11 protein-coding genes are annotated in these 18,283 nt (G+C 56.1%); 4 read left to right on the top strand and 7 right to left on the bottom strand.

The genetic code is table 11. From position 1 onward, the window contains the following. Nucleotide 1: 1 nt before the first annotated feature. The 4 genes from B142_RS0106900 to purD are packed head-to-tail and all read right to left on the bottom strand — an operon-like array spanning nt 2 to nt 5,999. Entirely contained in the window at nt 2-2,242 is a 2,241-nt protein-coding gene (locus B142_RS0106900; RefSeq protein ID WP_018120818.1) for a S9 family peptidase, read from the bottom strand. A 55-nt stretch (nt 2,243-2,297) separates the two neighbouring features. Continuing rightward, nucleotides 2,298-3,197, bottom strand: coding sequence for a phosphoribosylaminoimidazolesuccinocarboxamide synthase (locus tag B142_RS0106895; protein WP_018120817.1), 900 nt, complete (start codon nt 3,195-3,197; stop codon nt 2,298-2,300). Nucleotides 3,198-3,248: 51 nt separating this feature from the next. Beyond that, on the bottom strand, nt 3,249-4,667 hold the full coding sequence (purB, locus tag B142_RS0106890; protein ID WP_018120816.1) for an adenylosuccinate lyase: 1,419 nt from the start codon (nt 4,665-4,667) through the stop codon (nt 3,249-3,251). Between the two features lie 54 nt (nt 4,668-4,721). Beyond that, nucleotides 4,722-5,999 (bottom strand): phosphoribosylamine--glycine ligase, encoded by a 1,278-nt coding sequence (gene purD / locus B142_RS0106885; protein ID WP_018120815.1) that lies wholly within the window; start codon nt 5,997-5,999, stop codon nt 4,722-4,724. Nucleotides 6,000-6,129: 130 nt separating this feature from the next. Here purD and B142_RS0106880 point away from each other — a divergent pair, with 130 nt between their 5' ends. Further along, a complete protein-coding gene (locus tag B142_RS0106880) occupies nt 6,130-6,555 on the top strand; it encodes an HIT family protein (protein ID WP_018120814.1) in 426 nt (141 codons plus the stop codon). Here B142_RS0106880 and B142_RS12165 read toward each other — a convergent pair. Next, nucleotides 6,552-8,255 carry a sensor histidine kinase gene (locus B142_RS12165; protein ID WP_018120813.1) on the bottom strand — a complete coding sequence of 568 codons (1,704 nt, stop codon included), beginning with the start codon at nt 8,253-8,255 and terminating at the stop codon, nt 6,552-6,554. The genes B142_RS0106880 and B142_RS12165 overlap by 4 nt on opposite strands. Nucleotides 8,256-8,289: 34 nt before the next feature. Further along, complete coding sequence (locus tag B142_RS0106870; protein WP_018120812.1) at nt 8,290-9,003, bottom strand: response regulator transcription factor; 714 nt, start codon at nt 9,001-9,003, stop codon at nt 8,290-8,292. A gap of 230 nt (nt 9,004-9,233) precedes the next feature. On the opposite strand from B142_RS0106870, the gene B142_RS0106865 reads away from it, so the two are divergent. Beyond that, on the top strand, nt 9,234-10,262 hold the full coding sequence (locus B142_RS0106865) for a daunorubicin resistance protein DrrA family ABC transporter ATP-binding protein (protein WP_018120811.1): 1,029 nt from the start codon (nt 9,234-9,236) through the stop codon (nt 10,260-10,262). Beyond that, entirely contained in the window at nt 10,262-11,065 is an 804-nt protein-coding gene (locus B142_RS0106860; protein ID WP_018120810.1) for an ABC transporter permease, read from the top strand. Before B142_RS0106865 ends, B142_RS0106860 begins: the two co-directional genes overlap by 1 nt. Before the next feature lie 304 nt (nt 11,066-11,369). Here the strand turns inward: B142_RS0106860 and B142_RS0106855 are convergent, their stop codons facing one another. Then, nucleotides 11,370-16,196, bottom strand: a complete 4,827-nt coding sequence (locus tag B142_RS0106855; protein ID WP_018120809.1) for a Rib/alpha-like domain-containing protein — start codon at nt 16,194-16,196, stop codon at nt 11,370-11,372. Nucleotides 16,197-17,012: 816 nt separating this feature from the next. Here B142_RS0106855 and B142_RS13575 point away from each other — a divergent pair. Next, nucleotides 17,013-18,248, top strand: coding sequence for an IS30 family transposase (locus B142_RS13575; RefSeq protein ID WP_420703252.1), 1,236 nt, complete (start codon nt 17,013-17,015; stop codon nt 18,246-18,248). Nucleotides 18,249-18,283: the final 35 nt, after the last annotated feature.

Genomic DNA, 18,283 nt, shown 5'->3' with positions numbered 1-18,283 from the left:
GTTATTCTGTGATCCCGGTGGCTTTGTTGATCGTCCACGCGTATTCGAACGCGGTCTGCTTCCACTTGCCGTAGCGCCCGGAGACTCCCCCGTGGCCAGCTGCCATCTCGGTTTGCAGCAAAAACTCGCCGCCACCGGCAATCTCGCGCAGCTTCGCGATCCACTTCGCCGGTTCCACGTACAACACGCGGGTGTCATTCAGCGAGGTCACCGCCAGGATATCCGGGTATCGCTGGTCCGTGATGTTCTCATACGGCGCATAGGAGGCCATGTAGTCGTAATAGTCCGGGTCATGGTACGGATCGCCCCATTCATCCCATTCGACGACGGTCAGCGGCAGCTCCGGTTTCAGCATGGATGTCAGTGGGTCGACGAACGGCACGATCGCAGCAATCCCGGCGAAACGGTCGGGGGCCATGTTGGCGATCGCGCCCATGAGCATGCCACCGGCCGAGCCACCTTCGGCCACCATCGTCTCTGGGGCGGAAAGCCCGCGGGCCACCAGGTCGTCGGCCACGTCAATGAAATCGAAGAAAGTGTTTTTCTTCTTATCCATCTTGCCATTGTCATACCAGCCACGGCCCATTTCCCCGCCGCCGCGCACGTGCGCGATGGCAAAGATCATGCCGCGGTCCAGCAGCGACAGCCGGGAAATGGAAAAGCCCGGGTCCGTGCTGGATTCATACGAGCCATAGCCGTACAACAAGGTTGGGGTCGGCGTGGTGGTGTCCAGGTCTGCGTGGTGGATGATCGAGACTGGGATCTCGGTGCCGTCGCGCGCGGTCGTCCACAAGCGGTAGGCGGTGTAGTTGCTGGCATCGTAACCGCCGAGGACTTCTTGGCGTTTCAGCAGCGTGAACACGCCGGTGGCGGGGCGGTAATCATACAGGTGCGCCGGTTGCGTGAACGAGGTATAGCCCAGGCGGATCATCGGTGCGTCCCATTCCGGGTTACCAGAGACACCGACGGTGAACAGTTCTTCGTCGAATTCGATTTCTTCAAAGCGGCCCCAGTCGCCGGTGGAATCGGTGATCGAATCCAGCATCATGATTGCCGCGCGTGGGATGGCGCCGCGCCGGTAAGAAAGCACCAAAAAGTCGCGGTAGGCGTCGACGTCTTCGAGGCGCACTTCCTCGTCGTGGGCGAGCAGAACCGGCAATTCGCGCAGGCCAGGCAGGGCGCTTGCCGAGGCCGAACCATCCGTCTCTTCGCTTGCCGACGCCGTCCCAACGCCGTTACCAGCACCACAGCCTTCGGGCACCGGCACGGTGGAAACGGCAAAGTTCGCGCCCGCGGTGTTGTGCGTGACGATCCAATAATCCGCACCTGCCACCACGGCGTGATCAACTTCGTATTCCACGCCTGGTTCCCGTGCCCACAGGCATTCAAATTCACCTTCGGGGTTGTTGTAGTCCAAAACCCAGACCTCGGAGGTAATCTTCGACGAGGTGATGATCATCAGGTACTTCTCGGAGCGCGTGGCACCGACCCCGACGTTGTAGCGCTCGTCTTTTTCTTGGAAAACCAGCACGTCTTCCGACTGCGGGGTGCCAATTCGGTGACGCCACACGGTATCGGGGCGCCAGGCTTCGTCGACACGCTGGTAGAAAATGTAGTCCTCGCCTACCCAACTGGCGCCATAAAAGATGCCGGTGAGTTCATCGGGCAAATACTCGCCGGTCTGCAGGTCTTTCACGTACAGGTGAAAGCGCTCGTCGCCGGCGGTGTCGACGGAATATGCCAGGTAGCGCCCACTGGTGGTCACCGTGGATGCACCCAGGGAGAAAAATTCGTGGCCTTCAGCCAGCGCGTTCAGATCCAGCACAATCTCTTCGCCGGGAACCGGCCCGTCGTCCGGGATGCTCGGCGGAGTCCACGGGTCAGTGCCTTCTTCGACCGGGATGCGGCAGGAATAGCCGTAGTCTTTGCCCTCTTCAGTGCGCCCGTAGTACCAATAATCGCCCGCGCGGGTGGGCACGGACATGTCGGTTTGTTTGATGCGCGAGGTGATCTCGGAATAAATATTGTCCCGCAGGCCGGTGAGGTGTTCGGTCTGCGCGTCCGTGTAGGCGTTTTCCGCCTTCAGATAAGCAAGCGTTTCTTCTGCTTCTTTATCACGCAACCACTCGTAGTTATCCACAAAATCCCGGCCATGGAAACTGCGGGTGACCGGGTGTTTCTTCGCCTGTGGCGGCTGCGCGGGTGCTGGGGTGTACGGAACGGTAGAACCAGAATTATCCATACCGTCACATGATACTGGTTTTCGTGCACCCGCTAGCCGGGGTGCTTGCCGACGCTTAGCCGCCCAGCCAATCGCTGAAGTTGGCGCCGCTCAGCCGCTCGTAGGCCTCGATATAGCGTGCCCGGGTTGCTGCCACGACGTCGTCGGGAAGCTCGGGAGGGGTGGTCTCGCCATCCCACCCGGATTCGTCGCTGGTGAGCCAATTGCGCACATATTGTTTGTCGAAGCTCGGCTGCACCTGGCCTTCCCGGTAGGAATCTGCTGGCCAGTAGCGGGAAGAATCCGGGGTGAGCACTTCGTCGCCGAGTACTAGCTGACCTGCGGCGTCCAGGCCAAATTCAAACTTGGTATCGGCCAAGATGATGCCGCGTTCGGCGGCCAGTTCCTGCGCACAGGCGAAAATATCCACGGTGGCGCTACGCAGCTGCTCGGCGCGCTGCGTGCCCAAAGACTCGGCTACCACATCGAAACTGACGTTTTCATCATGCTCGCCCTGTTCCGCCTTGGTTGCCGGGGTAAAAATTGGGGTCTCCAGTTTGGAAGCTTCCACCAGGCCGTCGGGAAGCGCTACCCCGCACACCTCGCCCGTGCGCTTATATTCCTTTAGCCCTGAGCCCGTCAGGTAACCGCGGGCGACGCACTCGAAAGGCAGCATGTTCAGCTCGTGGCAGACCATCGCGCGGCCCAACACGGATTCCGGGATGCGCTCGTCGTCCAGCGGGCCAGCCAAATGGTTGCGCACGCCCATGCGCTGGGCTAATTCCTCGAAGAAGTACGCGGAAATCGCGGTTAATACCCGGCCTTTATCCGGAATGGCGGGTTCCAGGGCGTAGTCGTAGGCAGAGATCCTATCCGAAGCGACGATCAACAGCGTGGAATCGTCAATGCGGTAGATATCGCGGACTTTGCCGGTGGCAATCGGGGTATACGCAGACAGTTCTGGTCGCGTGGTCATGTGCGTTTACGTGCCTTCCTGGAAATCGGGTGCGTGGGTGCTCGGTGTAGCTTAGAGAATCTCGCCTGGACGGTAATTCGCCGCACCTGGGTGCTCATTGCGCAGCGTGGTCACCCGCGCCAGAACGCGCTTGACCTGGGATTCCGCCGCACCGATGAAGGCGTGCTTATCTGCCAGTGCCTCGTCCAAGGCCTGCTTGTCCAGCGGCAAAGCGTCGTCAGCCGCCAAGCGCTCCACCAGGTCTTGGTCCGCACCGTTTTCACGCATGTTTAGCGCCACGGCGACGGCGTGTTTTTTGATGATCTCGTGGGCGGTCTCACGGCCCACCCCAGCGCGCACGGCCGCCATGAGGATGCGGGTGGTGGCCAAAAATGGCAGGTAGCGTTCCAATTCGCGGTCGATCATGGCCGGGAAGGCGCCGAATTCATCCAATACCGTCAGGAAGGTTTCGATCATGCCGTCGATGGCGAAGAACGCGTCCGGCAGCGCAACGCGGCGCACCACGGAACACGAGACATCGCCTTCGTTCCACTGGGTACCGGCGAGGTCGCTGACCATAGTCAGGTAGCCGCGCAACACCACTTGCAGACCGGAAACCCGCTCGCAGGAGCGCGCGTTCATCTTGTGCGGCATGGCGGAAGAGCCCACCTGACCTTCTTTGAAACCTTCAGTGACCACCTCATTGCCGGCCATCAGGCGGATCGTCGTAGCCAGCGAGGACGGCCCGGCGCCCAACTGCACCAGGGCAGAGACGGCGTCGAAGTCCAGGCTGCGTGGGTAGACCTGCCCGACGGAGTGGAACAAGTGCGCAAAGCCCAGGTAGTCTGCGATCTCGGTTTCCAGGCTGGCGAGCTTATCGTGCGAACCGCCGAGCAGATCCAGCATGTCCTGGCTGGTGCCCATGGGGCCTTTGATGCCGCGCAGTGGGTAGCGGGTGAGCAATTCATTAATGCGGTCGATGGCCAGCAGGATTTCTTCCGCGGCGCTGGCAAAGCGCTTACCCAACGTGGTGGCTTGCGCTGCGACGTTGTGGGAGCGGCCGGCCATCACCAGCGACTGGTAATTCGCGGCATGCTCACTCACGCGGGAAACCACCGCGATGGCTTTGTCGCGGATGATCTGCAACGAACTGTAAACCTGCAGCTGCTCGACGTTTTCCGTCAGATCGCGCGAGGTCATGCCCTTGTGGATGTGCTCGTGGCCAGCCAACGCATTGAATTCTTCGATGCGGGCTTTGACATCGTGGCGGGTGGAACGCTCGCGCTCGGCGATGGATTCCAGATCTACCTGGTCAATGACTTTCTCATAATCCGCGATGATATCTGAAGGAATATCAATACCCAGGGAACGCTGGGCACGCATCACGGCAATCCACAGCTGCCGCTCGTAGATCACCTTATTGTGCGGGCTCCACAGATTCACCAGATCCGCAGAACCATAACGGGTAGCGAGGACATTATTCATCGGCATTTTTTGTTGCGTCACACTGTGTATTATCACACGAATTTCGCCACAGCGTAAACGCTAAATGCTGATTTCTCCCCGCGCAGCCTTGGCACCAATATCGCGGCGGTAGAAACCACCGGCCAACTGGATGCCACCGATGGTCTCGTAGGCGGCCTCACGGGCGGCGTCCAGGTCTGTCCCCTTGCCAATCACATTGAGCACGCGGCCGCCGTTGGAATAGTATTCGCCGGTCTCGCGGCTGGTGCCGCCGTGCAAAATCTTTTCTGGGTTCTCAATATCATCCGAGACAATCCGGTCGCCCTTGCGCGGGCTGGCCGGGTAGCCTGAGGCGGCCAAGACCACGGTGACGGCCGAGCCTTCTTCCCATTCCAACGGCTCCAACTCGCCCAAGGTGCCATTCGCGCAGGCGGCGAGTGCTGGGGCCAATGGTGATTTCAGCAGTGAGAGCACCGCCTGGGTTTCCGGGTCGCCAAAACGGCAATTAAATTCCACCACTGCTGGGCCGTCTTCGCCCCAGGCCAGCCCGGCGTACAGCAGGCCGGAGTAGGCGGATCCACGCGCAGCCAATTCCTTGGCTACGGGGCGACAGACTCCATCAACGATGCGCTGGACACCATCGTCGGGAAGCCACGGTAGCGGAGTGTAGGCGCCCATGCCGCCGGTGTTAGGGCCTTCGTCGTCGTCATAAGCGCGCTTGTGGTCTTGGGCAGGTAGCAGCGGAACCACGTCTTCGCCGTCGACCAGACAGAACAGAGAAATCTCTGGGCCGGACAAAAACGATTCCAGCAACACCGGGTTGCCGCCTTCGTGCACGGCATGGATGTGAGCGACGGCTTCGTCGTAATCCTGGGTGACAACCACGCCCTTGCCACCGGCCAGGCCGTCATCCTTGACGACGTACTGTGGGCCGAAATTCTGCAGCACCTGGGCGATCTCGTCGTCGCTGGCCCCGGGTTGGATCTGCTCGGCGCGCGCGGTTGCCACACCGGCAGCGGCCATCACGTCTTTGGCGAAAGCCTTGGAGCCTTCGATGCGGGCAGCGTCTTTGTTTGGGCCAAATACTGCAAAACCGGCCGCGCGCAAGGCATCGGCCACACCCGCAACCAGGGGTGCTTCTGGGCCAATGACCACCAGTTCTGCGTGCAGTTCCTGCGCCAAAGCCACCATGGCTTCGGCGTCGTCGGCGCTGCCAGCGTCGGTATGCCGGGTAGCTAGGGTGTCCATGCCAGGGTTGCCAGGGCAGACGTGCAGTTCGTGGGTATCACGGCTATCACGGGAAAGGCCCTGCAGTAGGGCATGTTCGCGGCCGCCAGTTCCGAGTACGAGAATACGCATGGCCCATATTCTATATGGCTGCTCTCACTCGTTGAGAGTGGTCACCGAGAGTGGTCACCGAGCTTAGTCACGGAGGCTGCACTGGGAACGTACCGGGTAATAAGGCACCGGATCCCGGTAGTGTGGTGGCATGAGCACTGTATTTAGCAAAGTCATTAATGGGGAATTGCCCGGCCGTGTTGTTTACCGCAGCCCTGACGTGGTGGCGTTTTTGAGCATTGAGCCGCTCGCTTATGGCCACGTTCTCGTCGTACCAGTCGACGAGGTGGATAAGTGGACAGATATTGCCCCGGAGCTGTGGGCACGGCTGAACGCTGTGGCTTTTGAAGTGGGCAACGCTGTGATTGAGGCTTTCGACGCACCACGCGCTGGCAATGTCATTGCCGGTTTTGAAGTCCCGCACGCCCACATTCACGTCTTCCCTGCGCACAGCATGGATGATTTCAATTTCGCGAACGTCATCCCAGCTGATCAGACCGATGATGCCCAGATGGACGACGCCGCTAACAAGTTGCGCGCCGCCCTAGGCACCGATGAGGACGGCAACAAGATTTAGTTTTTATGGCCGGGGCCTTTGGGGCCGGCGTCATAGTCGCCCTCAGCTTCGTGGCCTTTGGGGCGCTCGTCGGCATACTCCTCGGTAAATTCGTCGCTATACGCGTCAGCGTCGTATTCTTCATACGTTTCAGTACTTAGACCCGGTTGCTCGAGAGCCGGGATACACACGGTAAACGTGGAACCTTCACCCGGCGTGCTGTCGACGGTGATCTCACCGTCGTGCTGGTCGACGAGCGATTTCACGATTGCCAGCCCCAGCCCGGAGCCACCACCGGCACCACGAGCCCGCGAGGGATCTTCGCGGTAGAAGCGTTCGAAAATTAATCCTGCGACTTCCTCGCTCATGCCGCGACCGTCGTCAGAGACATCAATGCAGACGTAGTCGGATTTGCGCGCAGCACCGGCTCCGTTGGCACTGTCCGCTCCATCGGCACTGTCGGCACGGGTTTCTTTCCGCAGCGTTAGTGTCACGGAAGCATCCGGGCCACCATGGTTGAGACCGTTGGTGATCAGGTTCAATAACACCTGGTGCAAGCGGTCCGGGTCGCCGGAGACCACCGGAATATCGGTGGTTTTATTTTCCACGTCGATGGTGCGTTCGGGGAAAGCCGCACGCGCCGAACCCACGACCGCGAGCGATAATTCCAGCACATCCACGGTGCGTTTATCCAAGCGTGAACCTTCTGCACGGGTGAGCGCCAGCAAGTCTTCAACCAGAAGTTTCATGCGTGCGGATTCATCATCGATGGTGGCGAAAACATGGTCGACATCGTCGGTCGCGCCCGAACGATACAGTTCCACGTAGCCGCGCAGCGACGTCAGCGGGGTGCGCAATTCATGCGAGGCATCGCCAACGAAACGGCGCATCTGTTCCTCTTTGGATTGCGCGGATTCGATGGAATCCTGCAGGCGCTCCAGCATGATATTCAACGCAGCCGAAAGCTGCCCGACCTCCGTATTCAGCGGCCAATTGGGCACGCGTCGGTCCAGATCGCCCTCGGCAATATCGCTGGCGGTGCGCTGCACAATCTGCAGTGGTTTCAACGTTTGTCTGATCACCGCGAAAGACAGCAGCGCCAAAAATCCCAGCATGAGCAAACTGATCAGCGCTTGCAGCATCGCCAATCCACGCAGGAGTCCGTTTTCTCGCTCCAGGTTCTTGGCGACGATGGTGACCACGCCGTCTTTTTGCGCCGCTATAGCGCGCCATTCTGGTTGTTGGGGCCCGTCGATGCTGGGAACGCTGCGCGGGCCACCACCGATCACCAGGTTGTTGATCTGTGGCAGGGTGTCACGGTCGTTATATACGCGCGAGGAGCCATCCGGGAAGATATGGATGACGGCATAGTCCGTCGGCGGGCTGGCCGAGAGGTTGCCGGAAAACAGCTCGGAGTTTTGCGCCCAGCCGTCCATGGATTGCGTCAGGTCGTCGTCGACACGCTGGTAGAAGACCTCACGCATCACGGAATACACCGCGAATGAGCTGGCAAAAAGCCCGAACGCGGAAACCAGGACCGTGAGCACCACCAACCAGGTGCGCAATCGCAGTGGCCGGTGGGTGCGGTAGGCGCGGTAAGAACGACGTTTGCGCTCCCCCGGTTCGCCCCATCCTGCGACTTCTTCGGCTGATTTCTGCGACTCTGACTGCCGCTCTGACTGGGCCTCGGGTTCAGGCGCTGCGCTATTCGACTCTTCCATGTTTGACGCTGCCATACTTGACGCTGCCGTGCTTCTAACGGCGTGGTTTACGCAGCACGTAGCCCACACCACGCACGGTGTGAATCAGCGGCATATCGCCGGTATCGATCTTGCGGCGCAGGTAAGAAATATAGGATTCGACGACGTTGCCGTCGCCGCCGAAGTCGTAGTGCCAGACGTTGTCCAGAATCTTTGCCTTGGACAGCACGACTTCTTTGTTGAGCATCAAAAAGCGCAGCAAGTTGAATTCCGTCGGCGACAGCTCAATGAGCTCGCCACCTTTGGTCACCTCGTGGGTGTCGTCGTTTAGTGTCAGGTCCGCGTAGGTGATGGAGGATTCTTCGTTGGCGTCTTCTTGCACGTTGCCGCGGCGCAGCACGACGCGCAAGCGGGTGATTACTTCTTCCAGGCTGAATGGTTTGGTGATGTAGTCGTCGGCCCCGATGGTCAGGCCGTGGATGCGCGATTCGACGCCGTCTTTGGCGGTCAGGTACAGCACCGGGCCTTCCAGGCCTTCGGAGCGCAGTTTTTGCAGCAGCTCGTAGCCGTCCATGCCGGGCATCATGACGTCCAGGATGTAGGCATCCGGACGGAATTCGCGGGCCACGCGCAACGCGTCAGTACCGGAGTTGGCGCTGCGTACATCGAAGCCTTGGAACTTCAACGAGACTGTTAATAGCTCAACAATATTGGCTTCATCGTCGACAACGAGGACTTTCACGGGGTCGTTATGTGGGGAGTCATCCATGGTGTTCACTATCTTCTTTCACGGTCTTGGTTCGTTCAGGTTTTCTCCAGGCCATTTTTAGTGCGATGAACTTGCACGTAACTGCAGGGGTGCTGGATAGAGTCTGTGAGCCAATTTTAGGGTTCCTGGCGGTTTTTCGCAGAGCGCTGCCCTGAATCCTGAATCACAACTGGACACGGCTCCGGAGCTGGCTTACGTGAGACATCATCTACTGGTGTTAGGCTGCACCCATGACTGATGACTTATTGATCCGCATGCGCGATGTGCGTAAAGAATATGCGGCGAAATCGGGCACGGTCCATGCCCTGGATGGATTAAACCTGGATGTCGCAGAAGGCACGGTCCGTGGCCTGCTGGGCCCCAATGGTGCGGGCAAGACCACCACGGTCAAGGTCTTGACGACGCTCACCCGCCCCACTTCCGGTGAGGTCACCATCGATGGCCTGGATGTAGTGCGCAATGGCCACGAGGTGCGCAACCGCATTGGTGTCTCCGGGCAGAATGCCACCATTGACGAGGAGCTCACGGCGCGGGAAAACCTCATGCTGGTGGGGCGTTTATTCCACCTGGGCGATAAGGGTGCCAAAAAGCGTGCCGACGAGCTGCTGGAGATTTTCAATTTAGAGCATGCCGCCGACCGCCCGATCAAGGGCTTTTCTGGTGGTATGCGCCGCCGTGCGGATTTGGCGGCCTCGTTAGTTAATGATCCGCGGATTTTGTTCCTCGACGAGCCCACCACCGGCTTGGACCCGGCTGCGCGTTTGTCTTTGTGGGAAGTTATCAAACAGCGTGTGCGTTCCGGCACTACCCTGCTGTTGACCACGCAGTATTTGGAAGAAGCTGATTATTTAGCAGATCAGATTAGCGTGATTGACCAGGGTAAAGTCATCGCTGAGGGCACTGCTGACGAGCTGAAGTCGAATGTCGGCGGCCAGCGAATCTCCGTGGTTCCGGTGAACCGCGCAGATCATGACGTCATCACGAATCTGCTGGACGATGTCGCTGCCAACCGTGGTTCGGTGTCCGTCGACGGCAACGAGCTTAGTGTGTCTGTCCATGATGGCCCGGCGGCGCTGGAGCAGGTTATCGGCAAGCTGCGCGGGCGTGAGATCGCGATGCACGATGTGGGAATGTCGCGCCCGAGCCTGGATGAGGTCTTTTTGGATCTCACTGGCCAAAGCGTTACTGGGGAAAAACCCACACGGCACGGTGAGTCTTATGAATCTGCGACACCGGCCCAGGAAGGTGGCAACAACTAATGGCTTCTACTTCTACTACGCCAGCGATGTGGCTTGCCGACGTCCGGGCGGTGGTTATTCGCAATTTGATTAGGATCCGCCGCTCGCCCGACATCATTGTGTTCACGGTGCTGCAACCAATCATGTTCGTGTTGTTGTTTTCCCAGGTGTTCGGCGGTGCTATTCACGTTCCGGGCACGAGTTACGAGAACTTCTTGATGCCGGGCATTTTTGTGCAGTCGGCGATTTTTGGTTCCACTACCTCGGGCCTTTTTATCGCGAATGATAAAAAAGACGGTCTGATTAGTCGCTATAAGACTCTGCCCATGGCGCGTTCGGCAGTGGTTTTTGGCCGCACGGTGGCCGATATCGTGCTGGCCAGCGCGACCCTGCTGGTGATGGTGTTGGCTGGGCTTGCGATTGGGTGGCGCCCGGAATCATTCTGGGGCTTTGCGCAGGGCTATCTACTCCTGCTGGTGTTCGTGTGGGCTTTTTCTTGGCTGATGGTCACTCTGGGCTTGGTGGTTCCACGGCCGGAGGCGATGAACTCCGCGACGTTTATTACCTTGTTCCCGTTGACTTTCTTGTCCAATGCTTTCGTACCGCAGGAGACTATGCCTACCCCGTTGCGCATTTTTGCGGAGTGGAACCCACTGTCTGCTCTGGTACAGGCGCTGCGTGATTTGTTCGGTAACAATGGCGGCCTAGAGACACCGGATGTGTGGAGCCTGCAAAACCCGGTGGCGCTGGTGCTGATTGGCGCGGCGTTGTTCTTCGTTGTTTTCTGCCCATTGGCGGTGCGCGCTTACGATCGCAAGGCGTAAATAATTCAGCGTTAATCGCTGCGGCGATCCTGTTGCCTGGCAATCGTTGAGGTACCAAGTAAGGCAGCCCCTTTCCGAGTATTCGGGAAGGGGCTGCCTTTTTCTGTGCCGGATTTGCTTTAGTAGCTCTGTGGTTTTCAGGCCTTGTAGCTCTGTCTGCTTGACTCTCGTGTTTAGGAACCTGGCATCATGCTGTGCACCGGGCCTGGGAACGGCAAACGGGGCACCCGGTGTGCTGTGCACATTGTGGGTAATGTGCTCACACCAGGTGCCCCGTCTTGGTTAAGGGGATGCTATCCGCGGGTTACTTGCGGTTGAACAGCCCTTGGAACCAGCCGACGATTCCGCCAGCGTTATCTTCTTTTGCCTCATTGCGGGCTGGTGCCTGCTCTTGTGAGGAGGAAGACAAATCTACCGACGAAGTGGATTCGCTCGACGCTGCCTGGGTGTTCATGCAGTGCTGGAAGCTCAGACCGGCTACGGCAATGGCAGCTGCGGCCAAGCCGATGTGGCGGTTATCGTGCGCTACCTGGCCCAGTTGCTGGTTGAACTCGTTGACCCGAGCGTTGATGTGGTCCATGAACTGCAGGGCTGGGTGTCCTTCGACACCGAGGCCACGACGTACTTGCTGATCCAGAGCGTGCAGTTCGCGGTGGAACTGTTCACGCAGCCCGTTCAGGTGCGGGTTGATCATCATCTCGTACATGTTGTGCATTGGCGAGAGGAGGATCAATGGGATCGCGGTGACTCCGCCCGCAAAGACCGCGCATTGCAGGTGCTTCGGGATGTCGAAGTTGCTGGAGCCCAAGGAGGATCCTGGCAGTTCGGACGAACCTGGGTTTGGCAGCGGCTTGTTGTCCCCACCGACAGTCACGAGTACCTGAACGGACTCGTTCTTGTCACCGTCCTTTTGGGACACGATGAACTGAGTCTCTGGGGTCGCACCGCCGGTTAGGTCGACAGACCAATGTCCGTTCTCGTGCACCGTTGTGGTGGTGGAGAAACCGTTTGGCCCGGTGACCGTGATGGTGGCACCTGGCTTACCAGTACCAGTGATGATGCTGTCACCTGGGCTTACATCATTGACCGTTGGTGCGTCGGTAAAGAGGTCACCTGCGGTGAGATCATCGTCGTTGCCGCCGGTCAATGGTGGAAGCTCGCCGAAGTTTCCTGGTGCGAACGCGTCACGGTCACCTTGCACCTGGACCACGAAAGTCTTGGTTTCGCTATTTCCGTCTGGGTAGTTGATTTCTACCTCGACCATGATGGCGTCACCCGGCTGCGCATCGGCACCTGGGGTAACGGTGATGTCACCGTTTTCCTCCATTTCGAGTTCCCAGTCGTCTGTACCCTGGTTGAGTCCACCATGGCCCCAGCCGAGTTCAACTTCTGTGCCATGAGGCAGCTCATCGCCCTTGTTTTCGACGGTTACTGGAGAATTATCCTCGATAGTGGTGTCATTCCACAGCGGTTCATAGCGCTCAGCATCAGGCAACAGATCTTGATCACCAGCAGCAACCTGAACAGTTACCTCAACAGCCTCAGTCGAACCATCCGGGTAGGAAACAATCACCTTCGCAGGCTTGTCACCAGGAGTAGAAGTATCTACCGGACCATCAAACTCAAACTCAGTACCCTCAGGCAACTCACCCTTATTGGTAATTGCATCAGCCGGGTCTAGCTCCCCACCTTCAGCAACCTCAAGGTTCTGCCCTTGCGGATCATGACCATCTGCATCAGTAGGAACCTCAGTGACCTCAAGCTCTACTGCAATAGTCTCACTAGAACCATCCGGGTAAATAACCTTGACAACGCCACCAGTGTTACCCGGCACGTCAACATTTGGCTCAATTTCCCACTCGAAGGTAGTCCCAGCTGGCAAATCACCCTTGTTACCGATCAACGCACCAGCTTCAGGAGTTTCACCCTCCGAAGTAGTAACACCATCCTTCGCCTCTGGCTCATAACGATCAGCATCAGGCAACAAGTCCTGATCACCAGCAGCAACCTGAACAGTTACCTCAACAGCTTCAGTCGAACCATCCGGATAAGCAACAATCACCTTTACAGACTTCTCCCCAACAGAAGAAGTATCTACCGGACCATCAAACTCAAACTCAGTACCTGCAGGCAACTCACCCTTATTAGCAATACCCTCAGCAGCATCAGGATTACCACCCTGAGCAACAATGACGGTCTTACCTTTCGGCTCAAACTCATCAGCCTGAGTAGCAACCTCAGTGACAGTCACCGTGATCTCGACCGAATCAGTCGAACCATCCGGGTAGGAAACAATCACCTTCGCAGGCTTGTCACCAGGAGTAGAAGTATCTACCGGACCATCAAACTCAAACTCAGTACCCTCAGGCAACTCACCCTTATTGGTAATTGCATCAGCCGGGTCTAGCTCCCCACCTTCAGCAACACTGATCGACTGCCCCTCAGGATCACGCTGCTCAGCAAACGACGGAATAGCAAACTCAACAACACCTACCGAGTCACCATCACCATCAAAAACCTCAACCTGAACAACATCACCAGGCTTATCACCAGCACCAGGGGTATAGACAACATTGCCATCCTCATCCAAGGAAGCAACACCATCACCATTAGACACCTCAACGCCAGCATCATCACCTAACGCATCAGCACCCTCACCGGTATAGGAAACAGTGACATCACCATCATTACCCTTAACCGGCGAATCCGTATCCCAACCATGCTCAGTGCCATCAACAACATGAACATTAACCTCGACCTCATCAGTCGAACCATCAGGATAAGTCACAACAAGAGTCTGCGCCTCAGGCAACGTACCCACAGTAGAGGTATCAACATCACCCTTAAAGGCAAACGTCGTACCCTCAGGCAACTCACCCTTATTCGAAACACCCTCGCCAGCTACCTCATCAGCATCCTGACCACGGAACACAGAAACATCCGCACCCTCAGGAGTGTAATCATCTGACTGCGATGGAATCTTGAAAACCACATCGCGGACATGATCGTCTTCAGAATCGGTGATAGCAACTTCGATCTCGTCACCAGGTCGGTCACCTTCACCTGGCGTGTAGTTGATGTTGCCATTCTCGTCCAACATTGCTTCACCATCACCTTTGGTGACTGAAGGAGTTAGGTCCTTAGTCAGGTCAGGCTTGCTACCGGTGTACGGAACGTTGACAGATCCATTTTCGGATTCCGTTGGCTCACCATTCCAGGAATGCGCAATTGGCCGAACTGATACAGATACGGTGTCCTTACCTTTGAGGTTGCCATTGGCGTCGGCATACTCAACTGGCAATTCTTGAAGTGAATAATCTGCATCGGGTCCAGCATTTACCTCAACTTTGCCGTTCTGCTTGTTAATACGAAGCAATACCCGCTCAGATTCGCCAGCACCCTCACGGATGATTTCTTCCACACCATTCCAGGAAGGATTTGGATTGCGGACGAATCCTTCAGGCAATTCGCCGAATCGGAAGAAATCACCATCCTGTTTCTGGATGGTATCTGGAAGGTCAGGCGTTCCAGTTGAGTCACTACGCTTGTAATTATCCGGTGCAACATGGATATCCTGCAAGTAACCAAGATCATCAGCTACAGGAGCTGTTGCTGGAGGCTCTGGATCTTTGACTTTGACTTCAACGGTAACTGAAACTTCTGCAGTATCTTCAGAGCCGTCTTCGTATGTGACAGTTACTGGAACTTTGTACTCACCAGTCTGAACCCCTTCTCCAACGGTTAATTCAACTGAACCGTCATCTTTTACCGTCGCACTCAAACCATCCGGCAGCTTTGAAAGATCGCCAGGCTTAAAAGTGGTACCGCTAGGCGCAGGATCGGCCTCCGTAACGTCTTGGGTTTCTACCTTGTCGAACGTAGGTGCCTCGACAGTTTCAGAGTCACCCAGCTCTACGGTGAACGGCTTGTACGACGGGGCTAACTCATCAGCCTTCTTTTTCTCTGGCGCAGCTACGGGTTTAAAAACAACGTCTGCAGTATCAGAAGAACCATCAGAATAGGTGGCAACAACCTGAACAGTAGTTTCTGCCCCGACTGCGGTATCAAATGAAACTACACCAGTGTCCGGATCGATCTTGGCCCCAGATTGCGCACCACTGGCCAGGGAGAATTTTGTACCAGATGGTTTGCCAACTGTAGTACTTGGATCCCCCTGCTTTTGAAACGTCGGTTCGTCCGATTTTTTAGCACCCGGTTGTAGTTCACCGTATATTGGCTCGACATCATTGGCTGTCCGAAGTTCAGGATGTGCAACGTTTATGTTGTGTTTAGGAATATTTGATCGTTCGATCCAACGCCCAATGACACCCATCGATTGGGTGTACCATCCTTGGAAGTTTTCTGCACCCGTTCCAAAATTTACTTTGCCCTGTTGGCGCAGATTTTCTGCTGGAATACCCTCTACAAATACGGGGTCTTTCATATTGGCTGGTTTTACAGCCTTATTTGCAGCTTCACCACGGCCTTCGCTGTTACCGATTTGAATAGGTAATTCGAAAGTCCAAACATACTTTCGTTTATTTTCTACGTCTTCATAGACGGCTTTCATCGGGACATTGATACGGGCACCGTCGGTCGGGTTCCCACCCAAAGCAAATAAGACTTGACCCGTATCAGCAACTACATAAGGAGTGTTCGAAGGAGCATTCGATAGCACTGAAGGCCCTGTGCCATCAGACTTTCGGTTATTGATCTCACCATTTGCATGCTTCCGAACTCCACCCCAGCCGACGGTGTCAGAATATTTATATTGGTCTTGCTCGCCTACAGCACGAGAGAATGCCCATGTAGGGTCCTGTAATTCAAACTTTGTCCCCTCTGGAAAAAAGGTACCAGCCAAAATCCCCGTTGTGCGCATATGCAAAATCCCAGTACCGCTATAGCGTCCTCCCCTTTGTGTATTTGCATAAAAGGTAGGTGGGTTTACTTCAAGCTTTTTCGAGCCGAGTTCTTTAAGGCCTTCACCCTCAACTGCACGTGCAGCAGCCGAAATCTCAGGGTAGGCAACAGATTGTGCGAATGGTGCAACCAGCGCCACAGAAAGAGCAGCGGCTGCGATGGTAACGCCTTTACGGCGCACAGTTTTATTCGCGGAAATACGGTGGTTCATGCAAGTCCTTTCGGGAGCAATCCCCCCCCCCCTTTTTTTTTCCTAAGAGGGAGGAAAATATAGCCAAGTGATAGCCTTCGCCCAAAAAATATACAGATAACAGACAGGTTTTAACAAGAAAACTAAACCTGATTTAAGGCGTTGCCCAGAAGAATCCTAGATGGCCAGCAATTAACTATCGAACAGCCGGTTTTACAACCTGTACATTCCCTAAGAAATCGTTAAACAAGAATCGAACAAAACTTTTTTATGAATCTCGTCAAAATTACATTCAGGTAACAACAGGGATTCACTTGCGTCACATTCGCGGCGACTAGCGGAGCTATCCAGGACCCCGGAACAAGGCTGGGTTAAACGGGGTTAATCAAAGGCGTGTTAAACGGGTTAAACGACAGGAACCCGCCCCAGGCTTTGGAGTCCTTGGATTCTAGGGGTCGTGGAAACACCTGACATGGGTTAGGTGATTGTGTGGGAGCGAAGTGGGATCCGGATTCTGCTGTTACTACTCGCTTTTGTGCTCTTGTTCGGGCCGGTGATTCGGTTCGTGCTGCTGCTGGTGTGGTTGACATGCCGTTGTCTGTGGCTTACCGGCTTGCACATCAGCTTCAACTGCCGATGAGGAGTAAAAAGCCGGTAAGCCCAGGTACAGAAGAAGAAATCACTCGGTTGTGGCTGGATGGCCTGGCCCCGATGGAAATCGTGCGAATACTATCTGTCGGGCCAAGCGTGGTCTATCGCATTGGTATCGAGCTGGGCTTATGGCAGCGAAACTCACACGGGCGTAGAGCAGCAGCTACATCTCGTCGGTGTGAATACCTGCAACTACGCGCGAATGCTTTAGGACGCAAAGATGCAGCCCTGGCGTGTGGTATCAATCCGCGTGATGCTTTGGATATTGATAAGGGTGTGATAAAGCTGCGTGGCGCGCGTGTCCCGTTTGTTCCCGATGGTCCCGACGTTGCACTGTATAACAGGCTTATGCAGGTTATTTCTCATGTCGACGGTCGGGTAGCTGTGCCGGTTCAGGTTATTCCTCAAGAAAGGATCGACCAGCGTATTTCATTGCGTTACTTGTGTGTAGAAGAACGCGAGCTTATTTTTGATTTGCTTCGCCAGAATTATGGTGTCCGCGAGATAGCCCGGCGACTAGGCCGCTCACCTGGCACGATTAGCAAGGAACTCAAACGCAATCGAGACGAATTCGGTGTGTATCTACCTACCTATGCGCAGCGTAAGTCTGTGTTGTCTAGGTTTCGCCCGAAAAAGCGCAAGGTTGAGGCCAACCCAGAATTAGGCAGCCGTGTGTGGGAGATGCTGAAAGAAAAGAATTCTCCTGAGCAGATTTCCGGGCGGTTGCGTAGAGACTATCCCGATGATGACACTATGTATGTGTGTCCTGAAACTATTTATCAGTCGTTGTTTTTCCAGGCTAAAGGTGAACTCAACAAAGAAGTAGCCGCAGCCTTGCGCCGCGGCCAAACGCAGCGCAAGCCACGAGGTCAACGTGTTGGGCGTACACGCTTTGTCGATCCGATGGTGATGATTTCTCAGCGCCCGGCAGAAGTAGAAGACCGAGCTGTGCCAGGTCATTGGGAAGGCGATCTCATCTTAGGGAAATCAAATAAATCAGCGATCGGTACTCTAGTCGAGCGCAGCACCCGTTACGTTATGTTGTTACACCTACCCAACGGTCATAGTGCGTTGGATGTTAATGAAGCGTTAGCCAAAGCGATAGGAACTTTGCCTGAACACCTCAAAGGTTCATTGACCTGGGATCAAGGCAGTGAAATGGCATGCCATAAAGCTTTTAGCATCGCTACGGATTGCCCGGTGTATTTCTGTGAGCCTGGTTCGCCTTGGCAGCGAGGGACTAATGAAAACACCAATGGGCTATTACGGCAGTATTTCCCAAAAGGAACAGATTTGAGTCTCTACACTGCTGAGGACCTTGAATTTGTAGCGATGCAGTTAAACCGCAGGCCACGCAAGACGCTAAGTTTTGACACCCCGGCCGAACGAATGGCAACCCTGCTAGAGTCAACCGAAACGTAGGACGTGTTTCCACGACCCCTAGAATTCGCCAGTCT

This window comes from Corynebacterium propinquum DSM 44285 (genome assembly GCF_000375525.1).
GTDB lineage: Bacteria > Actinomycetota > Actinomycetes > Mycobacteriales > Mycobacteriaceae > Corynebacterium > Corynebacterium propinquum.
The sequence above is the reverse complement of the archived record's forward strand: the minus strand, read 5'-3'. Positions and strand labels throughout refer to the sequence as shown.

What these genes read in the sequence shown, in the direction of transcription:
- purB (WP_018120816.1), bottom strand. Translation starts at nt 4,667, where the DNA reads ATGCCGATGAATAATGTCCTCGCTACCCGTTATGGTTCTGCGGATCTG.
- B142_RS0106880 (WP_018120814.1), top strand. Translation starts at nt 6,130, where the DNA reads ATGAGCACTGTATTTAGCAAAGTCATTAATGGGGAATTGCCCGGCCGT.
- B142_RS0106865 (WP_018120811.1), top strand. Translation starts at nt 9,234, where the DNA reads ATGACTGATGACTTATTGATCCGCATGCGCGATGTGCGTAAAGAATAT.
- B142_RS0106870 (WP_018120812.1), bottom strand. Translation starts at nt 9,003, where the DNA reads ATGGATGACTCCCCACATAACGACCCCGTGAAAGTCCTCGTTGTCGAC.
- B142_RS0106860 (WP_018120810.1), top strand. Translation starts at nt 10,262, where the DNA reads ATGGCTTCTACTTCTACTACGCCAGCGATGTGGCTTGCCGACGTCCGG.
- B142_RS0106855 (WP_018120809.1), bottom strand. Translation starts at nt 16,196, where the DNA reads ATGAACCACCGTATTTCCGCGAATAAAACTGTGCGCCGTAAAGGCGTT.
- purD (WP_018120815.1), bottom strand. Translation starts at nt 5,999, where the DNA reads ATGCGTATTCTCGTACTCGGAACTGGCGGCCGCGAACATGCCCTACTG.
- B142_RS0106900 (WP_018120818.1), bottom strand. Translation starts at nt 2,242, where the DNA reads ATGGATAATTCTGGTTCTACCGTTCCGTACACCCCAGCACCCGCGCAG.
- B142_RS12165 (WP_018120813.1), bottom strand. Translation starts at nt 8,255, where the DNA reads ATGGAAGAGTCGAATAGCGCAGCGCCTGAACCCGAGGCCCAGTCAGAG.
- B142_RS0106895 (WP_018120817.1), bottom strand. Translation starts at nt 3,197, where the DNA reads ATGACCACGCGACCAGAACTGTCTGCGTATACCCCGATTGCCACCGGC.